The following is a 26,353-nucleotide window of genomic DNA, read 5'->3' on the forward strand; positions in this document are numbered from 1 at the left end:
TATGGATTTTTTATTACGGGAAGTAACGACTGATCAGGGTATGGTCGTTTATCAAGATACCGAGCTGACGGCTGATACTGTCAGTATTGGTAGCGCGGGCGACCAGCTGATCCAGGTTCGCGGCGGTAAAATCCAGTCGGCCCATGCGGTGATTAAAAACGCTGGTGGCCAGCTTACGATTACTGGCGTCAATAAAAATACCTTTGTAGTCAATGGCGAGGTGGTTAAAAGCCATGCGCTATCGGTGGGCGATATTGTTGAGTTTGAATCCCATCAACTTACAGTGGCCCAGCCACCGGCGGGTTTTGATGCAGCCTGTGAAATCACCATTGACCATGATTTACAGGACCATGCACTGGAGTCGGTTTATCGTACCAGCCTTGCCGATACCACCTTGGGAAAAAGATTACCGGCCTATTTGTTAAGTGCTTTAGTCGTGGTAACGGTTTTACTGTGGCCGATTTCCGCGCACTTTATGCGGGACAACCCCGTTGACCCGGCCACCGGTCATCAGCAATACAGTAAAGCAAGTGCCGGTGATGTGTTGTGGTCCAGTGGCCCCTTGCTGCCCGCTCACCAGTTAGAAATTGGTGATGATTGTTCAGCCTGTCATAAGGTTCCTTTCCAAACGGTGCAGGATGAAGCCTGTATTGATTGTCACCAGGGTGTGGCTGATCACTTTGCCTATGGTGATACTGCCCATGGTGGTGAGTTGGGGGCTCTGCATATTGATCTGGGTGTTACTGAATGTCAGAGCTGTCATAAAGAACATAATGAACCCGCGGCAATGGTGGTCAGTGCCGACTCGCTGTGTGTCGATTGCCATGATGACCCGCTAAAAGTCTCCGCATCTTCTGCCGGGGTAGAGGCGGTAACCGGTTTTGATAGTGATACACATCCGGCCTTTAAACTGAATTATTTATTGCCGAAAATTGTTGAGAAGGGTACCGGCGTTGGTGTTGAGTGGTACAACCAATTGCATCTTGAAGGTTCGGCGCAGGCGGATTTGTCCAATTTAAAATTCCCTCACGACGTGCACCTTGATGCAGAAAAAGTTCAAACGGCTGGCACTGCCGAAGCGATGGTCTGTAGTGATTGTCACACCTTAAAATCTGATAACGAACATTTTGAATCGATTACCATGGAGCAGCATTGTTCTTCCTGTCACGATCTTAATTTTGATGTGGCTGACCCCGAGCGTGAGTTGCCCCATGGTGACCCCCGCACCGTGGTACAAACCATTGAAGAACACTTTGTCCGCGTTTACACCGACCCCGACTATAAGCCTGCGGGTTCAGAGCGTCGTCGACGTCGCCCTGGCCAGTCAGTGGGTGCTGAAGCCTGTAAAGAAAGTCCCTTTGATTGCGGTATGAAGCGCGCAACAATCGAAGCGGGTATTCAATTTACCCAGCGTGGCTGTGTGACTTGTCATGAAGTCTCTGATAATAATTCCGACGATATTTATGCCCGCTGGACTGTGTTGCCGGTCAAAATAAATCACGATTGGTATGGCCGTGCTATTTATGACCACGCCAGCCACTTAACCCAGCGCGGCAAGACCGAGAATCAGGTCTGCTCCAGTTGTCACGAGGCTGGGCAGTCAGCTAGTAGTACCGATGTGTTGATTCCGGGTATTGAAAATTGCCAGAGCTGCCACGGTGATGTGTCAGTCGACAATAAGGTATTGGTTAATTGCGTGTCTTGTCATGCTTTCCATCCGCCGACTAAAGAACAGCTGTAAGTTTACTAATAAGAAAGCAACAAAGGATTTAGAACAGGAATCTAAAATGAACTTTCGAAAACTATGTCTGGCCCTGCCAATGATTGCTGCGCTAGCAGCTTGTTCAGGTGGTAGCTCTACTGCCGATAAAAGCGGCACCGCAGAGAATGTTGATAATGGCTCCAGTGGCTGTGATGGGTCCTGTGCGGATACACCGACCAGCCTGACTACCAGCGATGTAGAAACCATTCTGGCGCAGGCTATTGCCGAAGCGCAGGCTCAGGGTATTGATGCCACGATTGCTGTCTCCGACCGCGTAGGTAATGTGTTAGCGGTTTACCGTATGGGTGATCCGGCAAGCCGTCGTGTGTTATTAGCAACGCAAACGGATGCTGATGGCAATGCTGTGATCGATAGCGGGCTGGAAGGTATCGCCTTGCCTACCGGTGGCGTAGCGCTAAATATTGATGATCAGGCCGCGATTGCCAAAGCGATTACCGGTGCTTATCTGTCTTCCGAAGGCAATGCCTTTTCTACTCGTTCTGCCAGCCAGATTGTGCAGGAAAATTTTAATCCGGGTGAAACCGATCAGCCCGCCGGTCCCTTATTTGGTGTGCAGTTTAGCCAGCTTTCCTGTTCTGATTTTACTGTGGACAATACGGCGATTAGCCATGGTCCCAAACGTTCCCCGCTAGGTTTATCAGCCGACCCTGGTGGTTTGCCACTGTATAAAAACGGTACACCAGTAGGGGGCATTGGCGTTATTGCCGATGGTTTATATTCGCTGGATATATCCATTGCAGATAGTGACCGCAATGCCGATGAAATGATTGCCTTTGCTGGCACATATAATTATTCAGCCCCGGTTGATCGCCGCGGTGACCGTATTACCGTTGAAGGTAAAACCTTCCGTTTTAGTGATGTCGGTTTTTCAGACCTGATGGCCGACCCGGAAACGGCAACACCCTATGCCAGTATTCCTGCGGTTACTGGCGCCTTAATCCCTGTGTTTGGTTATAGCGATGGCACTATCCGCGGTGGTGTCGCTTTTGGTCAGCCCGCCTCAGGTATTCGTCAGGATACCGCGGGTTTCCCTGCGGGTTTAGATGCGTTTATTTTTGTTGATGCCGCTAATGCCAACCGTTATCCGGCAGTGGCTGGCAGTGATGGTTTGATGTCCGCCAACGAAGTACAGGTCGTTATGGAAGAAGCGCTGTCTATTGCCAATAGAGCGCGTGCACAAATTCGTCGCCCTCTTAATAGTCAGGCCAGAGTCACTATTACCGTGGTGGATACCGCCGGTGAAATTCTCGGCATGGTACGTACCCGAGATGCCCCTGTGTTTGGTGCGGATGTTTCCGTGCAAAAAGCGCGTACAGCGGCTTTCTTTTCAGCATCAACCGCCGCGGATTTTTTAAACGCGCAGCCCGATGCTAAATATTTTGATATTTCAGATGATGCTCTGGCGTTGACCACTCGTGAAGCTGTGGTGATCGGTGACTATGTCACTGCAGTTCAGGATTTTATTCCCGATCCTAATGCATTGACCGATGGCGCTTTCGCTTTTTCTGATCGCGCGGGCGGTAACTTATCACGTCCGTTTTATCCCGATGGTCTGGAAGGCAATCCGCCAGGGCCCTTTAGTAAACCTGCCGGTTCCTGGAGTGTTTTCTCTACCGGTTTGCAGTTGGATATGATTATGAATGGCATTATCCAGCACGTATTAAGTGTGGCTACCGAAAATGCCGGTTTAACCGGTGCCATCCCCGATATTAATGATCGCTGTTCCGGTGTGGACTTTACCCCTGAGACATTAGCCTTTGTCGCCACTGGTACCAATAATCAAATGGCCAACGGTAGCCAGATTTTCCCCGGTAGTGTCCCCATCTACCGCGGCAGTACACTGATTGGTGGCATTGGTGTTTCCGGTGATGGTATTGATCAGGACGATATGATTAGTTTTCTCGGTGTGCACAATGCCGCTGAGCGTTTAAATGGTTCCATCAATAATGCGCCAGCGGATATACGCGCAGACAAGTTAACTCCACAGGGCGTGCGTTTACGATTTATTCAGTGTCCACAGGCACCGTTTTTAGACAGCGACGATGACAATGTGTGTGAAGGGAAATAGAGCGAAGTCATGATGAAAAAAATATCTATAACAACCGCTGCTGCGCTTGGCTTATCGATGTTGTTGACGGCCCCAGGCAGTACTGCCCAGACGCAAGATAATTGTGTAGAAGCCTCTCAGGCTGAAGAGAGTGGGCGCAGTGCCAAACGCCGTCGTTCCAGCAAACAGGTTATTTGTGAGCCCAGTGTTGAGACGGAGGTGGTGAGCAAAAGCGAGAGTTCCAGCAGGCGCAGAACTGCCGAGGCTGACCCCTCAAGAGCGCGCAAGCCCAATCCGGTTTCGCCCATTCCACGCCCCCGTGTTGAAGACTATGTTGCCTCAGTGCCGATACCGGACCGCTGGCGTATTGTCGATAGCCTGGGCTATGAAGATAACTGGTACGACCCTTATCACCGCAATACCTTAAAAGGGGATAAGCCGGTTTATGGCGAAGACTGGTTTTTTAATCTCGGCATTATTTCTGATTCGGTTTATGAAAAGCGTGAAGTGCCCACGCCAGTCGGTGGTAGCTCAACTCGCAAGCCCGGAGGTATCGATGTATTTGGTTCTTCCGATCAGTGGCTCCTTAACCAAAATCTGGCGATGGAATTTGTCTGGTATAAAGGCGATACCGTATTTCGCCCACCCGATTATGAATTTCGTATTATCCCGGTGATCAACTATAACTACGTTAATCTGGATGAAGTGCAGGGCATTAATGTTGACCCCGGTCGTGATGATACCCGCCATGATCACCATATTGGTTTGCAGGCAGCCTTTGTTGATGTGCACTTGCGCAATGTATCAGACCGGTTTGACTTCGATAGTCTCCGTGTTGGTATCCAGCCCTTTAGTTCAGATTTTCGCGGCTTCTTATTTCAGGATAACCAATTTGGTATACGCCTGTTTGGTAATCGCGACAATAATATTTTTCAATACAATCTTGCGCTGTTTCAGCGGATGGAAAAAGATACCAATAGTGGCTTAAACGACCACGGTGAATCTTTCCGCGACGACTATGTGTTTGCCGCCAATCTGTATTGGCAGGATTTATGGGTTAAAGGCTTTATGTCCCAGGTGACATTAATTCATAACCATAATGATGAAGAGGGCGAATTCTTTTTTGATAATAACGGCTTTATTGCCCGCCCGGCTTCACTGGGTCGAGAAGTGCCCCGTGGTTATGACGTGACCTATATCGGTTATAACGGTGATGGCCATATCGGTCGCTTAAACTTAACCGCCTCTGCTTATTTTGCCTTTGGTGAAACTGACCCCGGTGTATTTGTAGATGAAAAAGTTGATATAGAAGCTGCCTTTTTCGCCGCTGAACTATCGATGGACTTTGATTGGTTTAGACCCCGCGCCTCCTTTCTTTACGGCAGTGGCGATGATGATCCCTTTGATGATAAAGCTACCGGCTTTGACGCTATCTTTGAAAACCCGCAATTTGCCGGCAGTGATAACAGTTATTGGATTCGGCAAAATGTTCCGTTGATTGGTGGTGGTCGTATTGCGCTATCGCAACGTAACGGTGTGTTAAATTCCATGCGCTCATCAAAAGAGTTAGGCCAATCTAACTTTACCAACCCCGGTATTATTTTAATGGGATTGGGTTTTGATATGGATCTGACCCCTGAGTTGAGATTAAGCGGTAACTTTAATCAATTATATTTTGATGAAACCGAAGTGCTGGAAGTCGCCCGTAATCAGGGCAGCATCGATGATGAAATCGGGCAGGACTTATCGCTGGCGCTGATTTACAGACCGTATATGTCACAGAACGTGGTACTGAGAGCCTCCTATGCGCGCTTACTACCCGGTGATGGTTATGATGATTTATTTGAAGATGAAGACGCCGATTACTTCCTCTTCAATCTTATTTTAACGTATTAAAATTGGATATTAATACAATGACTGCGTCCAAAAAAATGATAACAAGCTCCGGAAAAATATTGCAGGCTGCTTTATTGCTAAGTGTTGCATTAACCGCCAATGCCGCTGGTATGTACAAAAAAGTGGAGCGCGATTATGTGACTGCGCCGAATGCGCCAGCGTCACAATCGCAAGCCGAAGTTGACCAGAAAAGTAATAGCTGTATTAGCTGTCATACTGATTCGGATAGTAAAACCATGCATACCAACCCCGGTGTCAAACTGGGTTGTACCGATTGTCATGGTGGTAACACCTCCGTGTTCCGTCCGGACGGTAGCGAGAATGGGCAGGAGCCTTATCTGGCTGCAATGAGTGAGGCTCATATTCTTCCGCAGGTTCCCGACAAGTGGCCCACTCCCAGCAGTCGTAACCCGGAAAGAACCTACACCCTGTTAAACCATGAAAGCCCTGAGTTTATTCGTTTTATTAACCCTTCGGATTATCGCATTGTTAATGAAGCCTGTGGCGCTTGTCACCAAGCCACTATTGAAGCCTCTATTCGCAGTTTGCACTCCACGGGTGCGATGTTATGGGGTGGCGCTTCTTATAATAATGGTATTCTGCCGAATAAAAATTACTTCCTGGGTGAGTCTTATACCCGCGATGGTAAGGCGCAGTTGATTAAGGGGCCAGTAATCCCTGATGAGTTTAAGCAAGCGGCAGCGGATAAAGGGGTAATTGAAGCCCTATATCCATTACCGGCCTGGGAGACCATAAAGCCTGGTGATATCTTCCGTGTATTTGAACGCGGAGGTCGCAATATTACCAACCTGTTTCCAGAAACCGGTTTGCCCAGCAACCTTGGCCAAATTCAGCGCTTGGAAGAGCCGGGTCGTCCCGATATCAAGCAGTCGAACCGAGGACCGGGAACCGGTGGCAGAATTTCAGTGCCGGTTATCAATATTACCAAAACCCGTTTAAACGATCCTTTTACCTGGTTTATCGGTACTAACGATCAGCCTGGTGATTACCGCAACTCCGGTTGTGCCTCTTGCCACGTAGTTTATGCCAATGACCGCGACCCGCGTCACTCAGGCCCCTATGCACAATTTGGGCACGATGGTCAGTCCATCACCAAAGACCCTACCATTGATAAAGAAGAAAAGGGCCATCCACTACAGCATACCTTTACCCGGGCAATCCCCACCAGTCAGTGCATGATTTGCCATATGCACCAGCCCAATATGTTTATGAATACCTTCCTCGGTTACACCATGTGGGACTATGAGTCCGACGCACCGCAAATGTGGCCGGAGCAACAGCAGTATCCTTCCCATAAGGAAACCCGCGATGTATTAGATCGCAACCCGGAAGGTGCGGCGCCACGGGGCAAGTGGGCCGATGTTGAGTTCCTGAAAAAAGTTTGGGATAACAATGACAAGATGCAGGATACGCAATTTGCCGACTACCACGGTCATGGTTGGAACTTCCGCGCTATTTTTAAACGCGACCGCAAAGGTAATCTGTTAGATGCCGAAGGTGCAAAAGTTGCCGATGATGATCCAAAGAAATTTGAAAAAGCCGTACATATGTCATCCATCCATGTCGATGTTGGTATGCACTGTGTCGATTGTCACTTCTCACAGGATAACCACGGTAATGGCCATATTTATGGTGAAGTGGCCTTGGCGGTAGAGGTGGATTGTAAAGATTGTCACGGTACCTCCAAAGAGTATCCCAATCTGTATACCTCCGGTCCCGCCGCTCTTGAGGGCGGTGCCGACCTGTCATTATTGCGCACTCCCGATGGTCGTCGTCGTTTCGAGTGGATCGATGGTGAGCTGTTCCAGCGCTCTTCTTTATACCCGGACAAAGAGTGGAAGCTCAGTCTGGTTAAAGACAGCGTGACCGAAGGGCACGCCGAGTACAATAAGAAAGCCGCCCGCGCAAAATTGATGAGCAAAGATACCGACAAGCAAAACTGGGGTGAGGATGTGCCCGCTGAAGATTTGGCGCACTCCTATGATGATATGGAGTGTTATACCTGCCATACCTCATGGACCACCAGTTGTGGCGGTTGTCACCTGCCGATTGAAGCGAACTGGAAAACCGAACGCCATCACTATGAGGGCGGTGAGAGTCGTAACTATGCCACCTATAATCCGCAGGTAGCTCGCGATCAAATCTTTATGTTAGGTCGCCGTGGCCCGGCTAAAGGTGGCAAGATAGCACCGACCCGTTCAACCTCGGCGTTAGTTTTGTCTTCTACTAATTCCAACCGTGAGAAGATCTATATCCAGCAGCCGCCCATCGCGTCCAGTGGTTATAGCTCGCAGGCCTTTAACCCGCACTTCCCACATACTGTGCGTAAAACAGAAACCAAAACCTGTAGCGATTGCCACGTTTCCAAAGATAACGATAACAACGCGATTATGGCGCAGCTCTTAATGCAGGGTACCAACTTTATTAACTTCGTCGGCTATAACGCCTGGTTAGGTGGTGACGGAGAAATCAGTGCGGTACAGGTGACGGAGTGGGATGAGCCGCAAGCGGTTATCGGCAGCTATCTGCATAAATATGCCTACCCTGATTGGTATCAGGACCATTTGGATAATTTAATGGTGTTGCAAAAAGTGCATAAACACTCTGCCGGTACAGCCAACTGTCTGCAACTGCGAGGTGAGTACCTCTATGTGGCAGAGGGCAGTGATGGTATGCAGGTCTACGATGTAGCCAGTATTGCCAACAAAGGTATTTCCCAGCGTATTATTACTGCACCCTTTAGTGCTCTAGGCCATGATGCCCATATCAGCAGTGAAAATGCGACCTGTGTTGCCTTGCCGTCTAACCAGCCAATTGCCCCGGCGCAAAACCAGGGCGATTTGATGCGTATCGACAATCAGGAGCAACCGTTTCACCCCATCTATACCTATGCGGTGATTACCGATGCGGTGGAAGGTTTGATTTTGGTAAATATCGATACCTTTATGGATGGTGAGCCGCGCAATAACTTCCTTGAGCGCGCCTTAACCTGGAATGAAGGTGGTGTTCTCGATGGCGCCCGCCATGTCACTGTTGGTGGCCACTACCTCTATATCACCACTGATACCGGTGTGGTGATTGTCGATGTGGATAATCCCTTGGAGCCAAGCGTAACCGCTACTATACCAATGACCGGTGCTCAGGCTACGGCGATTCAGTTCCGCTATTTATTTGTTACCGATAGCGAAGGTCTGAAAGTGGTTGATATCAGTAATATCCAGCAGCCCCTAATGATTGCCAATAACACCATCGCCATTAACAATGCTTACAAAATGCATTTGGCCAGAACCTATGCCTATGTGGCAGCGGGTGACGAAGGTGTGGTGATTGTCGATATCACTCAGCCAGAGGCGATGCAGGAGTACCAGCGATTTAATGCGGATGGTGAACTTAAAGATAGCCGCGATGTGATTGTGGCGACAACTAACGCGTCATTAATTGGCTATGTCGCTGATGGTAGCGGTGGCTTAAAAGTCTTGCAGCTAACCTCGCCAGAGAGCCAGCCCAAGTTCTATGGCTTTAGCCCTGATCCCAAGCCGCAGTTAATTGCCAAATATGCAACCGGCAAACCGGCATTAAGTTTGTCTCGGCCACTGGAGCGTGACCGTGGGGTGGATGAAACCGGAGGGCAAATCTCTGTCTTTGGCCGCCGTGGTTCAAGGCCCTTTAATAAGCAGGAAATGGAAAAAATGTACCTGAATGGCGACGGCAAGCCCTGGTTTGTTGAAGATTAAGCCGGGGGCATGTATGGCTGTGAACGAATGCTCGTTTGCACAAAACTTTCACAGTCATATAGCCAATAATTGCCTATACTAATTTGATCGGTCGGCTTGATCGGTCGGCGCAAGCCTTGGGGTATCACGCCTACGTATCTGTCGAGCTGTGGTAGCTCATATCAACGGATTAATAACGGCTGTTTAATAACAACTATTTCATACAAGAAGGGAGCTGGGTGCCGTGATCGTACTCAACATAAAAGCTTTATTATCGGCCTTGGCACTATGGGCCCTGCTTTGCTTACAGGCTAATGCTTTGCCTCAATACGATGATGATAAGCATCTGGGTGTTGCCAGTTGTGCCAGTAGCGTTTGCCACGGTAAGAGTAAGCCGGTCGAGGGCGAGAATGTGATGCTCAATGAGTATCGCACCTGGTCAACCGAAGATCGCCATGCCAGAGCCTACCAGACTTTATTATCTAAAGAGTCCAAGCGTATAGCCCGTAATCTTGGTCTGAAAAGCGCCCATACCGCGGATATTTGTCTGGACTGCCATGCTGATAATGTCGCCAACGATAAGCGCGGCCCCAAATTCCAGATTAACGATGGTGTGGGTTGTGAAGCCTGTCATGGCGGGGGCGAGCAGTGGATAGAAAGCCACACCGAAGAGGGTGTTACCCATCAGCAAAATCTTGATAAAAATATGTACCCTACAGAGGATGGTTTGGCTCGGGCCAAGCTGTGTCTGTCCTGCCATTACGGCACCCGAGATAAGCTCACCACCCATAAAATAATGGGCGCAGGTCATCCTCGCCTGAGCTTTGAATTGGAAACCTTTACGGCCAATCAGCCCTCCCACTATTTGGTGGATGCCGACTATAAACAGCGCAAGGGCGAATTCAGCGGCTTTACCATGTGGATTGTCGGTCAGATTGAAACCGCGAAAGCCAGTTTAGAGCTGATGGATGCCTACCTGATCAGTGAAAACCAGTTGGTGCCAGAGCTGTATTTCTATGATTGCCATGCCTGTCACCACCCCATGTCCGATACCCGCTGGGGCCAACTGAAGCTAAAGCCGGCCTTCCTCCGGGTGTGATTCGTTTAAATGACGCCAATTTCCTGATGTTGCTGGAATTAACCCAGATAGTGTTGCCCGCTGAAAACGCCAAGCTTAAGCAGGCGGTTGTCGCTATGCACAAAGGTTCTTTGACGACCAAATCATCACTGAAAAAAGCGGTTACTGACTTATCGGCGGTGGTTGCCCGTCTGGATCAGCAGTTGACTGCTACTGCTTATAGCGACCAGCAGACCAAAGCGGTAAGAGCCCGCCTGTTAACCCAGTCTGCCAAAGGGCAGTACCGTGATTTTGCTGCGGCTGAGCAGGCCTTTTTGGCGATTGAAAGTATCACCATTGCATTGAACCAGGATGCTGATTTGGAGAAACAACTCAACTCGTTGTACGATACTTTGGAAAATGAAGATGGCTTTAGCCCGCAAACCTTTAAGTCGGTTGCTGCTAAGGTGAAAAGTGCATTTAAATAAGATGGCACGTGTTTGATAGCTAGCTCTAACAATAAGTAGTACAAAGAGCGTTTGTACTGAGATTAGGACGTACTGAGACCCTAAGCACTATGGCTTTTATACAGTTCGATGCCAAAACCCACCCGGGCAGGGTGAGGGACCATAACGAAGATAATATCTTTGGCAGCGCTGACTCTAATCTTTGGGTGGTAGCCGATGGTATGGGTGGCCATGCCTGTGGTGAAGTAGCCAGTGAAATTGTGGTCAAACGACTGCGCTCCTCTTATAGTGAGGGCGAGACATTATCGGCAGCCATTGAGTTAGCTCACGAGGCGGTGACTCAGGAAGCTGAAGTTAACCAGCGCGCCAAGGGTATGGGGGCTACGGTTGTCGCCATGTCGACGGCCAATCAGCAATATACTATTTCCTGGGTGGGTGATAGCCGAGCTTATCGCCTGCGCAATAACCAGCTGGAGCTACTGACCCGCGATCACTCCTATCTGGAGTGGCTAAAAGACAACGGCATTACCGTCGAAGAAGCCCGCAAACATCCCAAGCGTAATGTGATCACCCAAAGTATTGGTGTGGGTGAGCCCAATCCGGACACCGTCACCGGTAGCTTTGAACCCGGCGACCGCTATTTATTATGCAGTGATGGCCTTAACGACGAGCTGACCGATGAAGAAATTTGTGCCTTATTGCGCTCCAGCGAGAACAGTGACGTCGTCACCCAAACACTGATCGATGCGGCACTGGATAGTGGTGGCAGAGATAATATCAGTGTGATTGTGGTGGATATCGACCCGCAAAGCCGTAAGGCGGCACCGGTGGTATCCGCTGATGCTTTAAAAAGTGCATTAAAGTCAGACAGCGCTAAAAAAACCTGGCTGCCGATTGTCGGTGGGGTGGCCGCGGCCATTATCTTTGCTGTGGTTTTAGTGATGTTGAAATAGAATTTCTGACGCCAGGCGTTGGCTTGGTGCAATACAGTAGAATGTTTAACTTAGATATAGAGACAAATAGGTAACTGCAATGACATCAAGTGATACTCCCCAAGCCAGTGGCATTATGCTGAAATCCCTGGACGGTGAAGAGCCCATAGAATTGAGCGGCGAGATGGTGGTTGGCCGGGGTTCTGCATCTGACTTTGTGATTGATCAGGAGAGGCTGTCCAGAAAACATGCGCGCTTATCCGAAGGTGATGGCGCGGTATTGGTGGAAGATATGGGCTCTACCAATGGCACTTTTGTGAATGGTAATAAAGTAGAGAGTCCGACTCTGGCAAAAAATGGCGATGTGATTAAATTTGATACCTTCGCTTACGAAGTTTGTGTGATTGGCGGGGTAGATGCCACCGATGCCACCGTATCCAATGCGGCGGTTCACGAAGAAGTACTGGAAGCTAAAACACAGATGTTCCAGGCGCCTAAAAGCTGGGCGCTGGATGATAATAAGTCGGCGGAAGGCACCCAGGTGATGTCTCTGGATATGCTCAAGCAAAGTGCGCCTCCTGAAGCTGGTGAGGGCAATATTGCTGAGGATATCAGCACCGATGTGCCGGTATTGGTGTGCACCAGTGGTGAATTACAAGGCAAAACCTTTAAATTCAATACCCGTGAAAAACTCACCAAGTGGGAAATTGGCCGTGCGGATAGTTGTGAAATTCAAATTGATGATGGCAGTGTATCAACCAACCATGCTCAGTTGATTCATGAAGGTCGGCGCTGGAAGCTGATTGACCTCATGTCGGCTAACGGAACCTATGTTAATGACAACAAAGGTCTGACCAGTTACTTAAGCTCCGGTGATAAAGTACGCTTTGGGCAGGTTGAGTTTATTTTTAAATTGAATGCTGATGGTGACACGACCGATCCAGTGGCCAAGCCAGTTAAAGAAGCTAAATCGGCTGCATCGTCAGGTGGTGGTTTACCTACCTGGGTACTGGCTGTGGGCGCTTTTGTCGTGACAGCGGCAGTACTTTACTTTGTCTTAGGCTAGCTCCCAAGCTCTGGTTTTACCCGATACAGCTGCCCGGTTAACCGGGCGGCTGTTATTGTTTCTGGCCTGGTAAAACTTAAACCTACTTTACATTGCAGTTTGCTAAACTTCTCTAATAATAAGACTAACTGATCTGATCAGGGGGACCACCAATGACCCAGCCTATAGCCGCTGCGCTGATTGCTCTGCTGTTTTGTGTTTCCATGCTGACCTACCTGCTGCGTTACCGCAATACCGACAACGAAGTCTATAGCCCCATGGCGGCCTGGAACCGGGCGATCAACTATTTTTGCCTGGCGTATTTAATGGGGTGGTACTTTGGGGTTTGGGATATGGTGCTGAACAACCCCGTCGCTACCGCTGAACACATGGAGCTGGATCAGTGGTGGTATTGGGTGGTTGGCGTCTTTGCCTGGATACTGTTCTCTTATTGGGGCGTATGGGCTCGTTTTACTATTCGCTTCGATCGTAAGCTGGACCTGTTACCCCAAATTGTATTCGGTATTTTGTGGGGTACTGCCAGTGGCCAGGTATTTTTGGCCTGGTGGAATATCGCTACCGCGGTTGGCGGCGGTGAGTGGGCAACTTGGCAGGTCTATGCTTTCGTCTATGCCGCGCTGACTTTCTGGCAGTGGTTTTTAATGGATATGTTTTGGGATATTTATATCTCGCCTGAGCATGACACTCTTTTTTCTATCGGGCTTAAAGTGGCGGTTACCCATGTGCCTAATATCACCATTACCCTGTGGTTTTTTGCGTTGTATGAAAACGCCCTTATTTTTATTGCCCTGCAAACTCTGGCGCTGACCGGCGCCTGTATTATGATGCGTATGCCCGCCCCCTGGTCGAAAGAGCAGCATTTGCTGGCGCGAAAGATACCGTCAGTTTTCTTTGGCTTACCTCGCTGTGGCGGTTATGTTTCCCCTGACCCTGAGAATGATGCCTATCTCCGTGCAGCTCACCTGCCTCGTTAAACCTATGAATAATAAACCGCCCATCACCGTTATTAAGCCATGGCACAAAATCGCCGAGGAAATTAATCTGCCGCTGCCCACTGCCATATGGGTATTAGGGGCGCATGCATTTACCCTGCTATCGCCATTGCTGCTGATGGCCTCAGTGCATATTTACTGGGATTATTTACAGCAGGTTTTATATGCCCCCGAGCTGCTTTACCTCAGCGCCATTGTGATGATGATCGGTAGTGCCTTTGAGATTGCCGACAATACCTTTGACCGCTGGTACTTGACCGGCTTGCCACCGTCATTGTGTGATTGGCTGTTTAGTTGCTGTATCTGCTTATCGATTGCCCTGAATATCACCGCTTTTATGGGGCAATATACCCTGCTGGTGATAGCAGCCTTTGCTGCCGTTATTGGTTTTGCGGTGATGTACTTGATGGATTGGCCGCAAGAGATCATGCGGGGTGGATTGGGTATAGTCTCGGCCTTTTCACTGTATTGGGTCGTGGGGGACCCGGTCGCTTTTTTCAGTTTTCTGTCGGCTTATTTAACAGTGTATTTTTTTACTATTTTAAAAGCGACCCACGCGCAATCCATGCATGGTTTTACCACCATAGTGAATGCCTTTGGTATGTTGTGTACTCCTTGGGCTTTTTATAACGGTGCGGCGGGGAATTATCCAATATTATGATGGTTATTACGGTGGCTACTGTGATTGTGGCTGCCAGCCTGGTGTTTAAACCGCTATTGATGCGCCTGCCCGCCACGGTTCGCCGTTAACCCTGCCTGTCTGGTTCTGACTTAGGGCCTCCTTCCGCTAGATATCCTTAGAGTTTTTGTCGAATAAGTTTACAAAGAGACAGCTGTTAAAGTGCGCTCTATCGCTTAACTTGTTGAAATATATTGATATATTTTAATTGGCTCACTTTTTGCTGTTTTAGTAATCACAAACATAAGTTTAGTTCTTTATTTTATACCAATTAAGGATATGGAGATTACGACAATGAAACTTCAAGTAGGTAAATTACTTGTAACCGCAACGGCAATGGGCAGCATTGCGGCCAATGCCGCGGTAATTACTATCGATTCAGGTAGTGAAGCTGCACTCAATGCTATTGAAGCCACATTCCAATCAGGTTTGGCCGTTAGCGTGCTGGAAGACTTCGATGGCCTTGGTGATGCTACTGCAGTATCCTCAAGTAATGAGCAGGACGCCTGGGAAGCCACAGCCAATAGCTTTAGCACCAATGTCGGTACCTTTACTTTAGATATCGCAGGTCAGGCTGGTGGCAATGTCAATAATGGCAATTTGATGATCGAAAGTGATCAGACGGGTGAGTTTGGTCGTGAGTCACTGTCCAGTGATGACAATGACTTTTGGTTAGACAGCAATGATGCGGGCCAGGTTACCTGGAGTATTTTTGATAACCTAAGCTCTACCGCCATTGACTTTGATTCTATTGGTTTTTTCCTTTCTGATCCTAATGACCAGGGCGCACGTCTTAACCTGATCTATGACGATGGTACATCTACTAGCGAGCAGATTGACACAGGTTACTCTAGTGATTCCCTGTTCTATGTCACCATTCAAGCAGCTTCAACGATTGCCAGCGCATCGCTTGTATTTGAAAACTGCGTTGACGTGAACTCTTGTGATTCATTAGATCCTAACGATGGTTGGGGTATTGATGATGTTGTCATTGGTGCTTCCAAAGATCCAAGGGTTAATGAAGTACCTGAGCCGGGTAGCATTGCACTACTAGCGCTTGGTGTTGCAGGTTTAGGTCTTGCGCGTAGAAAGAAAGCCTAAGCAACCTTCGTTGTTTAGCATAAAAAAAGGCGCCAAATTGGCGCCTTTTTTTATGTTGAAATTTTTATCGTTGAAAGGTCGCGTTTAAAAATAAAGGGCTGGCAAAAGGCCAAGCCAGTTTATTTATCACGTTTAAACAGGCTTATCACTTTAGCTAGCTTGCTGCCTTCAGCTTGTTTCATAAATTTGCCCATCCCTGCACTCTCAGCTTGCTCCTTGACCACTTCAACGGTGATACGCTGATAGTTTTGCTCTTCGGCAAAATCCTCAACATTGCTCACTGCAAACTTGCGCACAAATTTAGGCGCTTTGGCAATCGTTTCTACGGCGGCTATATCCCACTCCATTGAGATTTCCAGCCCATATTTTTCCTTGGCCACTTTTGACACCTTATCGGTGCGATTGGCGGCGCGTTCCTTTTTGGCTTTTTGTTTGTCCCAGTAGGGGGAATCCTCTGGGCGGGTAGCTTCAAAAATACCTTTAACATCCGGGGTGGCGCCCAAAATATCAATAATTCCATCGGCCCATTTGGCGGGGATAATCACAAACAGCTCACTCTCCTTAAGCTTATTATTATTGCGACCACCGACATCCCCTGGTGTGATAATGACATTGTCATTATAAAAAGGACTGACAAACATGTCGCTGCAATAGGAATTACCTGCTGCCGTATCAGGGCGAGTGCCGTCTTTAACTGCGCGTGCTGCCGACACCATGCCAGCAACACCGGGGGTGCAAACAACCACAATCCAATCCACCTCACTGCCTTCGGGGACATTATCCAGCGGTGCTGCGCCAAAGCCCTTTACCGTTCCCTGAGGCAAAATATATTCGCCGGAATTAAAGGTATAAGCGGCATCGATATTGTAGGCGGGGATATAGTCCGTTAGCAGGCGGCCAGACTGTATTTGCTCATTGCCTTCATGTACGCCGGTGATATACGCCCCGTGAATACAGTCCTGATTTTGGCGGTCAAAATAGACACGCTTGCCGTCATCCATCGCGTGACGAAGAATCTGGCAGGGGTCGACTTTAATACCGTCATAGCTGTCGGGGATCTCATCCACAAATTTAGTGATGGCGACGGGCTTGCCGCGAACCTTACCGTCTAAAACGTCGCAAATACCTTGGATATTCATACTCATTATTTTCCAGTTCAGTGATTGCTTAAAATAATAAAACCGTTATATTATATGTAATTACATATATCAATTCTTTTTTAACCATTTACATAACTTGATCGTCGTTATTTATGAATAAGCCTGTCGCAGAAGAGTCCGGTTCAGCTCAGTCGCTTATGGGTATACCTACCGCTGTAGACCTGTTGCCTTATCTGATGAATCGCTTGACGAGCAAGATCAATCGGATGTGGCTGCTGGAATTGCGCCCACATGGTTTGACCATCCCACGCTGGCAGGTGCTGTCTATTCTTAAGGTGATGGATGGCTGCCGCATTGGTGAGCTGGCGGAAATGGCAGGTTCCGAGCAGGCGGTATTAAGCCGGGTGGTTGACCAGATGCAGCGTGATGGCCTGATTGAGCGACGGCCTGCTGCCGAAGATAGCCGAGCCACGGAGGTCTGGATTACCCCGTCTGGTGATAGTCTCTACCAACAGTTACTCCCCCAGGCGGCTCGGCATGTCGATCGGCTGGTTCGTGCTTTTGATGATGGCGAAGCCTCCCAGATGGCGCAAAGTCTGGAAAAAATGCTGGACGACATCGCCGGGCAGTAAGCCTGTAGCCTACCCCTGAAAAACTGATAATTATCAACGAATAGCCCCTGAGCCTTGATTAATCTAAGCGGGCTATTTCTCCCAGCTCGGCGATTAGGGCCTATTCCTGCTTTGTTTAAAAGATATAAAGATAATATAATAGGTCAATTAAGGTTCGGGCTAATCTATCCCCAACAACGAGGCTCTATCCCGTGGACTATCTACTATTAAAATATGCTCATATCATCGCCTTTGTGTATTGGCTTGGCGGCGATCTGGGTACCTTCTTTGGCAGCAAGTATGTGTCAAAGCCCGAGCTAAGCCCTCAAACCCGGGCTATTGCCCTGAAGATTATGCTGGCCTGTGATCAAGCGCCAAAGATTGCCATGCCATTGATGTTTCCATTGGGCTTACAGATGGCTGTGATGCTGGGTATTATCGCGGCCCCTGTGGCGGTGATTATCGCGGTATGGCTTGTCGCGATTATCTGGGTAATCAATGTGCGCTATATGTACACCACAGATAACCAGGCAGCCAAGGCTAAAGTGGGTCAAATTGATTTTTGGGTGCGGATAGTGGTTATTGCAGCTATTACCACTTATGCCATTATGGGTTTATTGGATAGCAGCTTAATTGCCGCACCCTGGGTAGCCTACAAAATGCTGATCTTCGCCGCGCTGGTATTTTTCGGCCTGATGATTCGTAAAAACTTGCAGCCCTTTATTATGGCGTTTGGCAGAATGATGCGAGAAGGGGCCAGCGATGAAACCAATGGCATTATTGATGCTGCACTGCATCGTGTTCACCCCTGGGTTTACGGTATTTGGGCTGGCCTATTATTAAATGCAGCTATTGGTGTTCACTTACTCGGTTAATAGAGACTTTCTATGAAATTATATAGCGTACCGCATTCGCCTTTTGCATCCAAAGTTCGGATTCAAATTTATGCCAAAAACCTTCCTGTTGAGATTGTTGCACCGGAGGGGTTTCGTACGCCTGAGTATGAAAAAATTAACCCACTAGGAAAAATTCCAGCCTTGGATACCGGTGAGGTGGTACTGCCAGAATCCGCGGTTATTATGGAATTTCTGGAAGATAGTTTTCCCGACAACCCTTTACGTCCGACGGATATCAAAGAGCGTGCACTGGTTAATTTATTTTGCCAGGTTCCGGATACCTATGTTTCTCCTGCTTTATTTCCTTTGTTTGCCCAAGTGTTTGGCAGAACTGCCAGCGATGAAGACATAGCGGGACACCTGGCCAATATGAAAGTGCAATTGGCAATGCTGGAAAATTTATGGGTTCAATACGGACGCGATCAACATAACACGCTGGATTTGGCGGACTGTCATCTGGCGCCGGTGATGTTTTTTATCTTTGATGTCTGTGCCAGTTTTGGTGAAACAGACCCCCTGGCGGATTGCCCGGCACTAACAGCCTGGTGGCAGTGGGCCAATAACAATGAACATATCAGTCGTGTACTGGTGGAGTTAGATGAAGGCTTTAAAGCGTTTCTGACTCGTATGAAAGGTTAATACTGTATTATTTCCCATAACAAATATTGATAGAGAAGCCGTATGAAAAATCATAGTTCTATTCGAGGCACTATTATTTATACCTCAAAAAAACCTGAGCGTATGGATGAAGAGCGTGGCCGTGAGTACTTTACCTTAACCCGCCAGTCTGACGACAATATTGTGATGTTAGCCCATTGTGAAATTGATGATGAGCCGGATGTGATTCGCGATGTGGCGATGGCTCTGGATAAAAACTCTGCACCGCTGGATTGTTCTGTGCGCTTAAGTGTCGGCGGTAAGTTTGAAGGCACCGGCTGGATGCGTTTTACGGATACCTATGCAGAGCTGGAAACCTTTAACCAGCGCGATGGCCGGATTACTCAGCGTCTAGAATTGGACGAGCCCTGCAAATGGTTGCAGTCACACCCAATTATTGGTGATGGCCTGCTGATGAAATTATATGACTTAAGTCAGGGCCCCGGTAAGCAGCGTGTGCCTAAAGCCCTGCTAACGTCACCGGATCACCGTGGAGCCTCAGGCCCACAATATTTTAAATGTGGTTTTAGTTTGGTCTATGTCGGTGAAGAAGAAGTTACTGTACAGGCCGGAACCTTCCAGTCGCGTCATTTCCAGGTGACCGATACCGCAGGTGAATTACCCGAAGAGCATCCTCCTTATGATGTGTGGGTAACGGCGGATGATGACTATGTGGTATTGAAAGCCGGTGTTGCCGGTTATATGCAAACGCATTATGAGTTGACTGAATTAGTTCGGGATTAATCGATAGGGGTGTAGTGGATTTAAGGGAGCGCCATCTCCGGACAGCGCTATTTCCTGCTGTTTTACGCCCCGGAAATTTACCTCGACTCGTTGCTAACAGGGGAAAAAATGCCAACCACAGTAATCACAGGCAGCGCTGGCGGCATCGGCGGCGGTATGGCCAAGGCCTTTTACGATAGAGGCTTTAATGTTGTTATCAGTGACCTGAACCAAACCCTGCTCGACGAACGTATTAAAGAGATTGCAGGCGCTAACGCAGAGGGCCGTATACATAGCGTTATCTGTAATGTGACGGATCCGCAGCAAGTCCGGGCACTATGGGATCAAGCTGTTCAGCACTATGGTCAGATAGATTACTGGATTAATAATGCCGGTTTGGGGGTACCCAGAAATATATACACGAGTCGAGTATCGATCGTTTGATGGGTATTATTGATGTGAATATTAAAGGCGTTATTATAGGTACCCATATCGCGGTTAATGGTCTTCAGCAACAAGGTGGTGGCAAAATTTATAATACTGCCGGTATGGGTGAAAACGGTTTTACCCGCCCAACCATGGTCAGCTACGGCACCACCAAACGCGCTGTTGGTTATTTTTCCAATGGGGTGGCCAAAGAGATTGAAGGTAGCGGTGTGACCATTGGCTGGTTAAACCCCGGTATGGTAATCACCCCAATGGTGATTAATGATGCCAAAGAAATGGGTGAAGAGCGCTGGAAAAAAGAAGGGCGCTTTATGTTTAGTATTTTTGGTTCGTCGCCAGAAGCCACGGGCGAAGAATTAGTAAAAAGAATGGTGGCTGATACTAAAAATGGCACCTTTATTAAGTTGCTTTCAACACCAAAAATGTTATTGGGTTTTGCACTGCATATGATTAGAAAAAAAGATCGTTTGCAACCCTATGGTATTTAAAAAAGCTACATGATATTCAACAATAAAAAGGCAGTGTTATGCTAAGTTGGCGTCTAATTACCGTTCCATTAAAAATTCTTCTTGCGATTATCGTGCTTTATGTTGTTTGGGTATTATTTGCTTTTCGCGATATTCCTATCAGTGAGCTGGAGAAAAAATACGGCGGCAATAACTTACAGCGCTTTGATATAGACGGTGTTTCACTGGCCTATAAAGTAGAAGGGCAGGGTCCTGCGATTGTGTTGATACACTCCCATTATTGGACCATGCGTTTTTGGCAGCCCTGGGTTGATGTATTAAAAGAAAACTATACCGTTATCCGCTACGATTTAACCAGCCACGGGTTGACCGGTCCTGATCCCACCGAAGATTATTCCCGCAAAAGAGCCTCGGTATTATTAGAAGGTTTAATGGATCATATTGGTGTTGATAAATTTAGCCTGGTGGGCTCCTCTACCGGCGGTGCTATTGCTTTTTACTATACCGCGACTCGCCCCGAGCAGGTCCGGGATCTGGTGATGATTAATACGCCGGGTATGCCGCGGCTGACTAACAAATATATGGAGCGTGGCCTGCCTTCATGGGGGGGCTATATTTTCTATCTACTGCCGCAGGAGATTTTCCGGGGGTTTTTACAAGCGCCGGTTGTAGATAAGGATTTGATTACTGATGAAGTGCTGACCGAGTTTCACGAGATGTACCGTGGCTCCGGTAACCGTATGGCAGAGTTTCATCGTATGCGCGGTTGGGAAAAGACCGACCCGGCGCCGCTATTAAAAAATATTACCGTACCGACCATGGTTATGTGGGGCGAAGATAATCCACAGTTGCCGGTGGAGTCTGTTGACCTGTTTGAAGAGCGCCTGATCAATGCTGAAAGGGTAGAAAAAGTGATTTACCCTGATGTCGGCCATATTGTGCCTTTTGAAATCCCGGGGCAGTCCCTGGCCGATGTTGAGACCTTTATTGCCGCCAATCTTGAGGGTGCCCAGTGAATATAAGAACTCTGTTATTGATGCTTGTCGCCTTGCTGGCAGCCTGTGCTGATGAGGTTGTCTTACCTGAGGCCAAACCCTTGGCGGCAACCGAGCAACAACTTGCCCAACTGTATAAAGCTGAGCCGGGTCCTTATGCGGTGGTTCGCAAAAACGATATTGTATTAGCGGTGAGTGACGATAAATCCATGGATTTATCGGTGAGCTACCCAGAGGGTGAAGAGCAGTTCCCTTTGCTGCTTTTTTCTCATGGCAATTGGTCCGACAAAGATAAATATAACAAGGTTATCGATCACTGGGTTAGTCATGGTTATATTGTCGTTGCGCCCAACCATCTGGATTGCTGTAGTGCCATGCACGGCATTATTAATAGCGTTCGCTATGGTCAGTTTGGTTTGATTGATGAGCGCATGAAAGATTTTAATTATCTGTTAGATAATCTGGATGCGGTAGAAAATACCGTGACCGGTCTCGCTGGTCGTATTGATCGTGATCGCATTGCTGCTACCGGCCATTCATTCGGTGCATTTACCGCACAACAATTTGGCGGTGCCGCGACCTTTAACCCCGATACGGAAGACTATGTTTATTATCCCGATCAACGTATCAAGGCGGTTGTGGCTATCTCGCCACCCGGCCCTATGTTCGATGTGATTAATGAAAATAGTTGGAAAAAATTCCAAAGACCGATGTTGCTAAGTACCGGTACCTGGGATTCCAATGCGCAGTTTTGGCCCGACTGGCGGCTACATAAAATGTCCTTTGATACTGCAATAGAAGGCAATAACTATGCATTGATTACTCAGGGTGCCGACCACTATCTGGGTAATTTAATCTGTCGTCCAGAGCGAGAGCAGGCGCCACAGCATGACGCCTTAATGATGTTAAATTCAACCTCGACTGCCTTTCTGGATGCCTATGTAAAAGACAGTGCAAAGGCGCTGGCCTTTATTGATGGCGATCAGCTTGCCACCCTGACATCCGGTTTTTCTATTATTGAACGCCGATAAATCTTTCGGCCCCTGCTATATGCATTACACTTAGTAAATGCATAAGCTCACCACTGGTCTTTTTTTACTCTGTATTTTTCCCTTGCGGCTTATTGCCAGTGAGGGAGAAGAGCAGCCCATACCATCGACATGGGTAGACTCCGCCCATAGCTATACTTATGAATCCGTTGACCGTCTGGCCGGCTGGATGGATAGTTTTTTTGGGGTGCCTCGGGCTGATCTGGAGTCGGCATACTCCTCCTTGCGGATTAATGTCGAAAATGAGTGGGAAGAGGGTAATGGCACTGACGAAAAAATTAAATTGCGCGGCAAGGTGCATCTGCCACGGCTGAATAAACGTCTTAGCCTGGTCTTTACTGATGAAAATGATGAAGAGCTGGATATTGATAGTGGTGTCAGTTCCATTAACGATGATAACGACAATACCAAAGTCGGCCTGCAATACAATCTTCGTGAAAAAAGTAATTCCCGTGTCGACTTTGGTGTGGGCTTAAAGTCCTCTGTCAAAGGCAAAGCCAATGTTCGCTATCGTTATGACCTGCCCTGGGGCGATAAATACCTGAACCGTTTTACAGAAACCCTCTACTTTGTCGATACCGAAGGTTTTGGCTTGCGCTCCCGCTATGAGTTGGATAGAAAGCTGGATGATGACCGTTTGGTGCGCTGGTCTAATAATGCAAGATTTGCCGAAGAGATTGATGGTGTTCATTGGGTGACGCGGTTAACTCTGGCTGAGCGGCTTAGCAAAAAAGAGGCCTTGTCGAGATATGTATGGATAGCGGGTGAAACGCGGCCCGAATATTTGACCACCGCCTACGGCTTGGGGATGCGTTATCGGCGCAATATTTATCGCCCCTGGTTGTTTATGGAGTTAGAACCAGCCTATGCCTGGAAGCGAAAAAAATATGAAGACCGCCGTGAAGGGGTGGTGTTATTTACGCTGCGCTTTGAAGTATTAATAGAGCGCTTGCGCTAAGGGAAAAACAATAAAAAAGGGCTGAATATTCAGCCCTTTTTTATACGGTGGTAGTCGTTTAGTGTTCTGCTAATAAAGAACCGAAACCACGAATGCGATCAGGAATACCGTTGCTACGCAACGCATGCCAGAACGTTAAAGCGTTAATGGCCAGAACCGGCTTGCCCAATTCAAGTTCAAGCTGTGCCGCCAGCTCAACAAAGTGCAGATTAGTACCGGCCTGTAAAATCAGGTCAACATCATCACCGTCGACCTCTTTAACCAGTTCGCGGGTTTTTAATGAGGTCTCATGAGCAATTTGCTCAGGGCCTGGTGAGCAGTGGCCTTTAATACGCACGACTTCATAGCCGATATCACTTAAAAACTTCACCACCATGCTGTCGCCAACGGGCATATAAGGGCTGATACAGCCAATGCGTTTGACGCCGGGGTAGCAGGCTAATGCATCCTGGATGGCCTGAGCACCAAAGGTAATGCCGCAGTTGCCCTCAGCGTTGGCGATATCATTATATTTATTAAACTCGCGGTCAGAACGCTCTTTACCGTCCCAAAACGTTTCCGCGGAATAACCAAAAATAACGTGGTCGGGGGATAGGCTCATCGCATCGCGCAGCCCTTGTTCGGTTGCCGCACCAATCGCTTCAACCATGCCAACAAAATCTTCTTCGGTTTTGACTTCCATTGCCGGAATATTACAGGGACGGGTGGCCAATACGACGCCAGTAGGCTTCATCATATGGTATTCGGTTTCAACTGCGGTATTGGTGGATGGAACCAATACGGCAAACTTTTTGCGATAGCCGTAATAATCTGTGCCGTATTCAAATGACATGGTGTGCTCCTTAAATAGCAGAAAGTCGATATAACCGGGCTTGTACTTGCTTGAATGGTTATATTAAAGTTATAACAATAGTATTAATAGCAACTATACCAGAACTGTCGACTATTTAGGAGAGCCCTATGAGCCATACCGAGACACCCACCCAGCGCGTAGCTCTGGTCACCGGTGCCAACCGCGGCATTGGCTTGGAAGTGACCCGCCAACTGGCCCGGCAGGGCATTCATGTGGTTGCGACGACGCGCAGTGAGTCTATGGGACAGGCGCTGGTTAACGAGATGACAGCAGCGGGTCTTAGTGTTTCTTCCTTTGTTCTGGAGGTGACCGATACTGAGCAGTGCCAGGCTCTGTTTGGCCATATCAGCAAGGCCTACGGCCGTTTAGATATCCTGGTGAATAACGCCGGTATCGCCCCGGATCAGTGGCAGTCGGGCTTTCAGCTCGATATTGATCTGTTCCGTGAAGTGATGGATGTGAATGTCTACAGCGCTCTTCGCCTGATCCAGCTATTTACCCCCATGATGCAGTCTCAGGGTTATGGCCGGATTGTTAACCTCTCATCAGAACTGGCCTCGCTGGCTACCTCAGAAATGGGTAGCACTTTGGCTTACCGCACCTCCAAGGGGGCGCTAAATACGGTGACCAAGCTGCTCTCGCTGGAGTTAAAAGACGCGCCCAATATCAAGATGAATGCTGCGGCCCCGGGTTGGTGCCAAACCGAGCTGGGGGGTGAGGGGGCTCCGCGTACAGCGGCAGAGGGGGCGGATACCGTCGTCTGGCTGGCAACGCTGCCGGAAGATGGGCCAACGGGAGGCTTCTATCGGGACCGGGAGCCTTATCCGTGGTAATCGCAACCCCTGATAATGGCTGGCTATAGTGGTTAATAGCTCTCGCTGGAAAAAATAGCAGGCATAAAAAAGCACCCCTAAGGGTGCTAAAAGTATCTATATTCGAGACCGAGGATGGTGCGTGTTTCAATGGTTACAGATTAGTTGAATAGTGCCGGTAAAAAAATTGGTAATTACCGAGACATCCTTAAGTATATTTACTTAACAGAGCGGTTTTTGGATCAAAAAAAAGGCACCCGGGGAGGGTGCCAGTAGGGATATTGCTTAGAGACCTCGATGGAACAGGCTATTCAACTAGCCGTGGTACAAATTCTGTCTAACCGTTGATGGTTAAAATATAGGACATCCCCCGCCGAAAAAAAATCCGTAGATAGCGAAATAAAACGCGGATTGTACTTATAAAACCGGGCTTAAAAGTGCCGAGAAAGGAAGAAAATCCTTATTTAACAATGCCTTGCAGCCTAAGCTTGTCGATTAGCTTAGTTAGCCTGCGGCTATTAACCCCGAGGTCGGAGTAACCCAGACGTGATGCTGACCTCATAGTTAGCTGTTGCTTGTCATGATCCAGGTAAAGCTCAATATCGTCGGTAAAGCGAAATAACCAGCTACGGGATTCTGCTCGAAGATAATAACCGTCTTGCTCAGTCAGCCGGGTTCGGGGCAGGGTTTTAACAGCGGCAACGACAGCTGGCCAGGCCTGTTCCGGAGCTACGGCTAGTGTGGGAGCTTTAATCAGCTGGGCAGAAGAGGCTGCTTGAGTGCTTGCGCAATTGGGTGATGCTGGGCAAGGGGCTAGTCTGGCTTGACCGCTATGCTGGGCTGGAGAGGGTTCGGGTTGATTGGCACAGCCGGTTAATAATATGGCCAATGCCAGGCTTGTCAGAATGTACTTCACTGTCCCGTCCTTAATATCGCTGCCTAAAGGCTGCTCGAAAACCTGATCTTGGTCTATGATAACACTACGATAATAAAAACCATTGCACATCAATAACATTGTAACCTGGGATAAC

24 protein-coding genes are annotated in these 26,353 nt (G+C 48.3%); 21 read left to right on the forward strand and 3 right to left on the reverse strand.

Translation table 11 applies throughout. The annotated features are described in order from the left end of the window. The first annotated feature begins 1 nt into the window (after window position 1). The 11 genes from BST96_RS10885 (at window position 2) to BST96_RS21015 (ending at window position 15,754) form a co-directional block, all read left to right on the forward strand. Entirely contained in the window at window positions 2-1,741 is a 1,740-nt protein-coding gene (locus tag BST96_RS10885; RefSeq protein ID WP_085758732.1) for a cytochrome c3 family protein, read from the forward strand. Between the two features lie 46 nt (window positions 1,742-1,787). Further along, complete coding sequence (locus BST96_RS10890; protein ID WP_085758733.1) at window positions 1,788-3,851, forward strand: heme-binding protein; 2,064 nt, start codon at window positions 1,788-1,790, stop codon at window positions 3,849-3,851. Between the two features lie 9 nt (window positions 3,852-3,860). After that, the gene (locus BST96_RS10895) at window positions 3,861-5,726 is read left to right on the forward strand and encodes a hypothetical protein (RefSeq protein WP_085758734.1); all 1,866 of its coding nucleotides are present in this window, start codon (window positions 3,861-3,863) and stop codon (window positions 5,724-5,726) included. Window positions 5,727-5,743: 17 nt separating this feature from the next. Beyond that, complete coding sequence (locus tag BST96_RS10900) at window positions 5,744-9,481, forward strand: LVIVD repeat-containing protein (protein WP_206045327.1); 3,738 nt, start codon at window positions 5,744-5,746, stop codon at window positions 9,479-9,481. 223 nt (window positions 9,482-9,704) lie between these two features. After that, window positions 9,705-10,559: a multiheme c-type cytochrome gene (locus BST96_RS10905; RefSeq protein ID WP_085758735.1), complete on the forward strand. Its 855-nt coding sequence runs from the start codon at window positions 9,705-9,707 to the stop codon at window positions 10,557-10,559. Next, window positions 10,556-11,005 carry a hypothetical protein gene (locus BST96_RS10910; protein ID WP_085758736.1) on the forward strand — a complete coding sequence of 150 codons (450 nt, stop codon included), beginning with the start codon at window positions 10,556-10,558 and terminating at the stop codon, window positions 11,003-11,005. The genes BST96_RS10905 and BST96_RS10910 overlap by 4 nt, the downstream gene beginning before the upstream one ends. Before the next feature lie 89 nt (window positions 11,006-11,094). Continuing rightward, on the forward strand, window positions 11,095-11,937 hold the full coding sequence (locus BST96_RS10915) for a PP2C family protein-serine/threonine phosphatase (RefSeq protein ID WP_085758737.1): 843 nt from the start codon (window positions 11,095-11,097) through the stop codon (window positions 11,935-11,937). Window positions 11,938-12,016: 79 nt separating this feature from the next. Next, window positions 12,017-12,982 (forward strand): FHA domain-containing protein, encoded by a 966-nt coding sequence (locus tag BST96_RS10920; RefSeq protein WP_085758738.1) that lies wholly within the window; start codon window positions 12,017-12,019, stop codon window positions 12,980-12,982. 152 nt (window positions 12,983-13,134) lie between these two features. Then, window positions 13,135-13,956, forward strand: a complete 822-nt coding sequence (locus tag BST96_RS10925) for a hypothetical protein (protein WP_085758739.1) — start codon at window positions 13,135-13,137, stop codon at window positions 13,954-13,956. 4 nt (window positions 13,957-13,960) lie between these two features. Then, complete coding sequence (locus BST96_RS10930; RefSeq protein WP_085758740.1) at window positions 13,961-14,635, forward strand: hypothetical protein; 675 nt, start codon at window positions 13,961-13,963, stop codon at window positions 14,633-14,635. Window positions 14,636-14,947: 312 nt separating this feature from the next. After that, window positions 14,948-15,754: a PEP-CTERM sorting domain-containing protein gene (locus tag BST96_RS21015; protein ID WP_240554784.1), complete on the forward strand. Its 807-nt coding sequence runs from the start codon at window positions 14,948-14,950 to the stop codon at window positions 15,752-15,754. Window positions 15,755-15,873: 119 nt separating this feature from the next. Here the strand turns inward: BST96_RS21015 and BST96_RS10940 are convergent, their stop codons facing one another. Next, a complete protein-coding gene (locus BST96_RS10940; protein WP_085758742.1) occupies window positions 15,874-16,899 on the reverse strand; it encodes a DUF169 domain-containing protein in 1,026 nt (341 codons plus the stop codon). Between the two features lie 107 nt (window positions 16,900-17,006). On the opposite strand from BST96_RS10940, the gene BST96_RS10945 reads away from it, so the two are divergent. The 9 genes from BST96_RS10945 to BST96_RS10985 all read left to right on the forward strand — a co-directional run bounded on the left by BST96_RS10945 (window position 17,007) and on the right by BST96_RS10985 (window position 23,657). Continuing rightward, on the forward strand, window positions 17,007-17,486 hold the full coding sequence (locus BST96_RS10945) for a MarR family winged helix-turn-helix transcriptional regulator (RefSeq protein WP_085758743.1): 480 nt from the start codon (window positions 17,007-17,009) through the stop codon (window positions 17,484-17,486). Between the two features lie 191 nt (window positions 17,487-17,677). Continuing rightward, a complete protein-coding gene (locus BST96_RS10950; RefSeq protein WP_085758744.1) occupies window positions 17,678-18,340 on the forward strand; it encodes a hypothetical protein in 663 nt (220 codons plus the stop codon). A 12-nt stretch (window positions 18,341-18,352) separates the two neighbouring features. Next, window positions 18,353-19,000, forward strand: coding sequence for a glutathione S-transferase family protein (locus tag BST96_RS10955; RefSeq protein WP_085758745.1), 648 nt, complete (start codon window positions 18,353-18,355; stop codon window positions 18,998-19,000). 42 nt (window positions 19,001-19,042) lie between these two features. Beyond that, window positions 19,043-19,762, forward strand: a complete 720-nt coding sequence (locus BST96_RS10960; protein WP_085758746.1) for a DUF3108 domain-containing protein — start codon at window positions 19,043-19,045, stop codon at window positions 19,760-19,762. A 108-nt stretch (window positions 19,763-19,870) separates the two neighbouring features. Further along, window positions 19,871-20,185 carry an SDR family NAD(P)-dependent oxidoreductase gene (locus BST96_RS21295; RefSeq protein ID WP_085758747.1) on the forward strand — a complete coding sequence of 105 codons (315 nt, stop codon included), beginning with the start codon at window positions 19,871-19,873 and terminating at the stop codon, window positions 20,183-20,185. After that, complete coding sequence (locus BST96_RS21300) at window positions 20,185-20,676, forward strand: SDR family NAD(P)-dependent oxidoreductase (RefSeq protein WP_085758748.1); 492 nt, start codon at window positions 20,185-20,187, stop codon at window positions 20,674-20,676. Before BST96_RS21295 ends, BST96_RS21300 begins: the two co-directional genes overlap by 1 nt. Window positions 20,677-20,714: 38 nt before the next feature. Continuing rightward, entirely contained in the window at window positions 20,715-21,671 is a 957-nt protein-coding gene (locus tag BST96_RS10975; RefSeq protein ID WP_085758749.1) for an alpha/beta fold hydrolase, read from the forward strand. Then, complete coding sequence (locus tag BST96_RS10980; protein WP_085758750.1) at window positions 21,668-22,681, forward strand: alpha/beta hydrolase family protein; 1,014 nt, start codon at window positions 21,668-21,670, stop codon at window positions 22,679-22,681. The genes BST96_RS10975 and BST96_RS10980 overlap by 4 nt, the downstream gene beginning before the upstream one ends. A gap of 37 nt (window positions 22,682-22,718) precedes the next feature. Further along, the gene (locus BST96_RS10985) at window positions 22,719-23,657 is read left to right on the forward strand and encodes a hypothetical protein (RefSeq protein WP_085758751.1); all 939 of its coding nucleotides are present in this window, start codon (window positions 22,719-22,721) and stop codon (window positions 23,655-23,657) included. 58 nt (window positions 23,658-23,715) lie between these two features. On the opposite strand, the gene BST96_RS10990 is transcribed toward BST96_RS10985, so the two are convergent. Then, window positions 23,716-24,489 (reverse strand): maleate cis-trans isomerase family protein, encoded by a 774-nt coding sequence (locus tag BST96_RS10990; protein WP_085758752.1) that lies wholly within the window; start codon window positions 24,487-24,489, stop codon window positions 23,716-23,718. 128 nt (window positions 24,490-24,617) lie between these two features. Here BST96_RS10990 and BST96_RS10995 point away from each other — a divergent pair, with 128 nt between their 5' ends. Then, a complete protein-coding gene (locus BST96_RS10995) occupies window positions 24,618-25,343 on the forward strand; it encodes an SDR family oxidoreductase (RefSeq protein ID WP_085758753.1) in 726 nt (241 codons plus the stop codon). A 439-nt stretch (window positions 25,344-25,782) separates the two neighbouring features. Here the strand turns inward: BST96_RS10995 and BST96_RS11000 are convergent, their stop codons facing one another. After that, a complete protein-coding gene (locus BST96_RS11000; RefSeq protein WP_169713969.1) occupies window positions 25,783-26,238 on the reverse strand; it encodes a DUF1499 domain-containing protein in 456 nt (151 codons plus the stop codon). Window positions 26,239-26,353: the final 115 nt, after the last annotated feature.

The organism is Oceanicoccus sagamiensis (genome assembly GCF_002117105.1).
Classification (GTDB): domain Bacteria; phylum Pseudomonadota; class Gammaproteobacteria; order Pseudomonadales; family Dasaniaceae; genus Oceanicoccus; species Oceanicoccus sagamiensis.

Coding starts and splice junctions, on each gene's coding strand:
- BST96_RS10885 (WP_085758732.1), top strand. CDS start 2: ATGGATTTTTTATTACGGGAAGTAACGACTGATCAGGGTATGGTCGTT.
- BST96_RS10890 (WP_085758733.1), top strand. CDS start 1,788: ATGAACTTTCGAAAACTATGTCTGGCCCTGCCAATGATTGCTGCGCTA.
- BST96_RS10895 (WP_085758734.1), top strand. CDS start 3,861: ATGATGAAAAAAATATCTATAACAACCGCTGCTGCGCTTGGCTTATCG.
- BST96_RS10900 (WP_206045327.1), top strand. CDS start 5,744: ATGACTGCGTCCAAAAAAATGATAACAAGCTCCGGAAAAATATTGCAG.
- BST96_RS10915 (WP_085758737.1), top strand. CDS start 11,095: ATGGCTTTTATACAGTTCGATGCCAAAACCCACCCGGGCAGGGTGAGG.
- BST96_RS10920 (WP_085758738.1), top strand. CDS start 12,017: ATGACATCAAGTGATACTCCCCAAGCCAGTGGCATTATGCTGAAATCC.
- BST96_RS10925 (WP_085758739.1), top strand. CDS start 13,135: ATGACCCAGCCTATAGCCGCTGCGCTGATTGCTCTGCTGTTTTGTGTT.
- BST96_RS10930 (WP_085758740.1), top strand. CDS start 13,961: ATGAATAATAAACCGCCCATCACCGTTATTAAGCCATGGCACAAAATC.
- BST96_RS21015 (WP_240554784.1), top strand. CDS start 14,948: ATGAAACTTCAAGTAGGTAAATTACTTGTAACCGCAACGGCAATGGGC.
- BST96_RS10940 (WP_085758742.1), bottom strand. CDS start 16,899: ATGAGTATGAATATCCAAGGTATTTGCGACGTTTTAGACGGTAAGGTT.
- BST96_RS10945 (WP_085758743.1), top strand. CDS start 17,007: ATGAATAAGCCTGTCGCAGAAGAGTCCGGTTCAGCTCAGTCGCTTATG.
- BST96_RS10955 (WP_085758745.1), top strand. CDS start 18,353: ATGAAATTATATAGCGTACCGCATTCGCCTTTTGCATCCAAAGTTCGG.
- BST96_RS10960 (WP_085758746.1), top strand. CDS start 19,043: ATGAAAAATCATAGTTCTATTCGAGGCACTATTATTTATACCTCAAAA.
- BST96_RS21295 (WP_085758747.1), top strand. CDS start 19,871: ATGCCAACCACAGTAATCACAGGCAGCGCTGGCGGCATCGGCGGCGGT.
- BST96_RS21300 (WP_085758748.1), top strand. CDS start 20,185: ATGGGTATTATTGATGTGAATATTAAAGGCGTTATTATAGGTACCCAT.
- BST96_RS10975 (WP_085758749.1), top strand. CDS start 20,715: ATGCTAAGTTGGCGTCTAATTACCGTTCCATTAAAAATTCTTCTTGCG.
- BST96_RS10985 (WP_085758751.1), top strand. CDS start 22,719: ATGCATAAGCTCACCACTGGTCTTTTTTTACTCTGTATTTTTCCCTTG.
- BST96_RS10990 (WP_085758752.1), bottom strand. CDS start 24,489: ATGTCATTTGAATACGGCACAGATTATTACGGCTATCGCAAAAAGTTT.
- BST96_RS10995 (WP_085758753.1), top strand. CDS start 24,618: ATGAGCCATACCGAGACACCCACCCAGCGCGTAGCTCTGGTCACCGGT.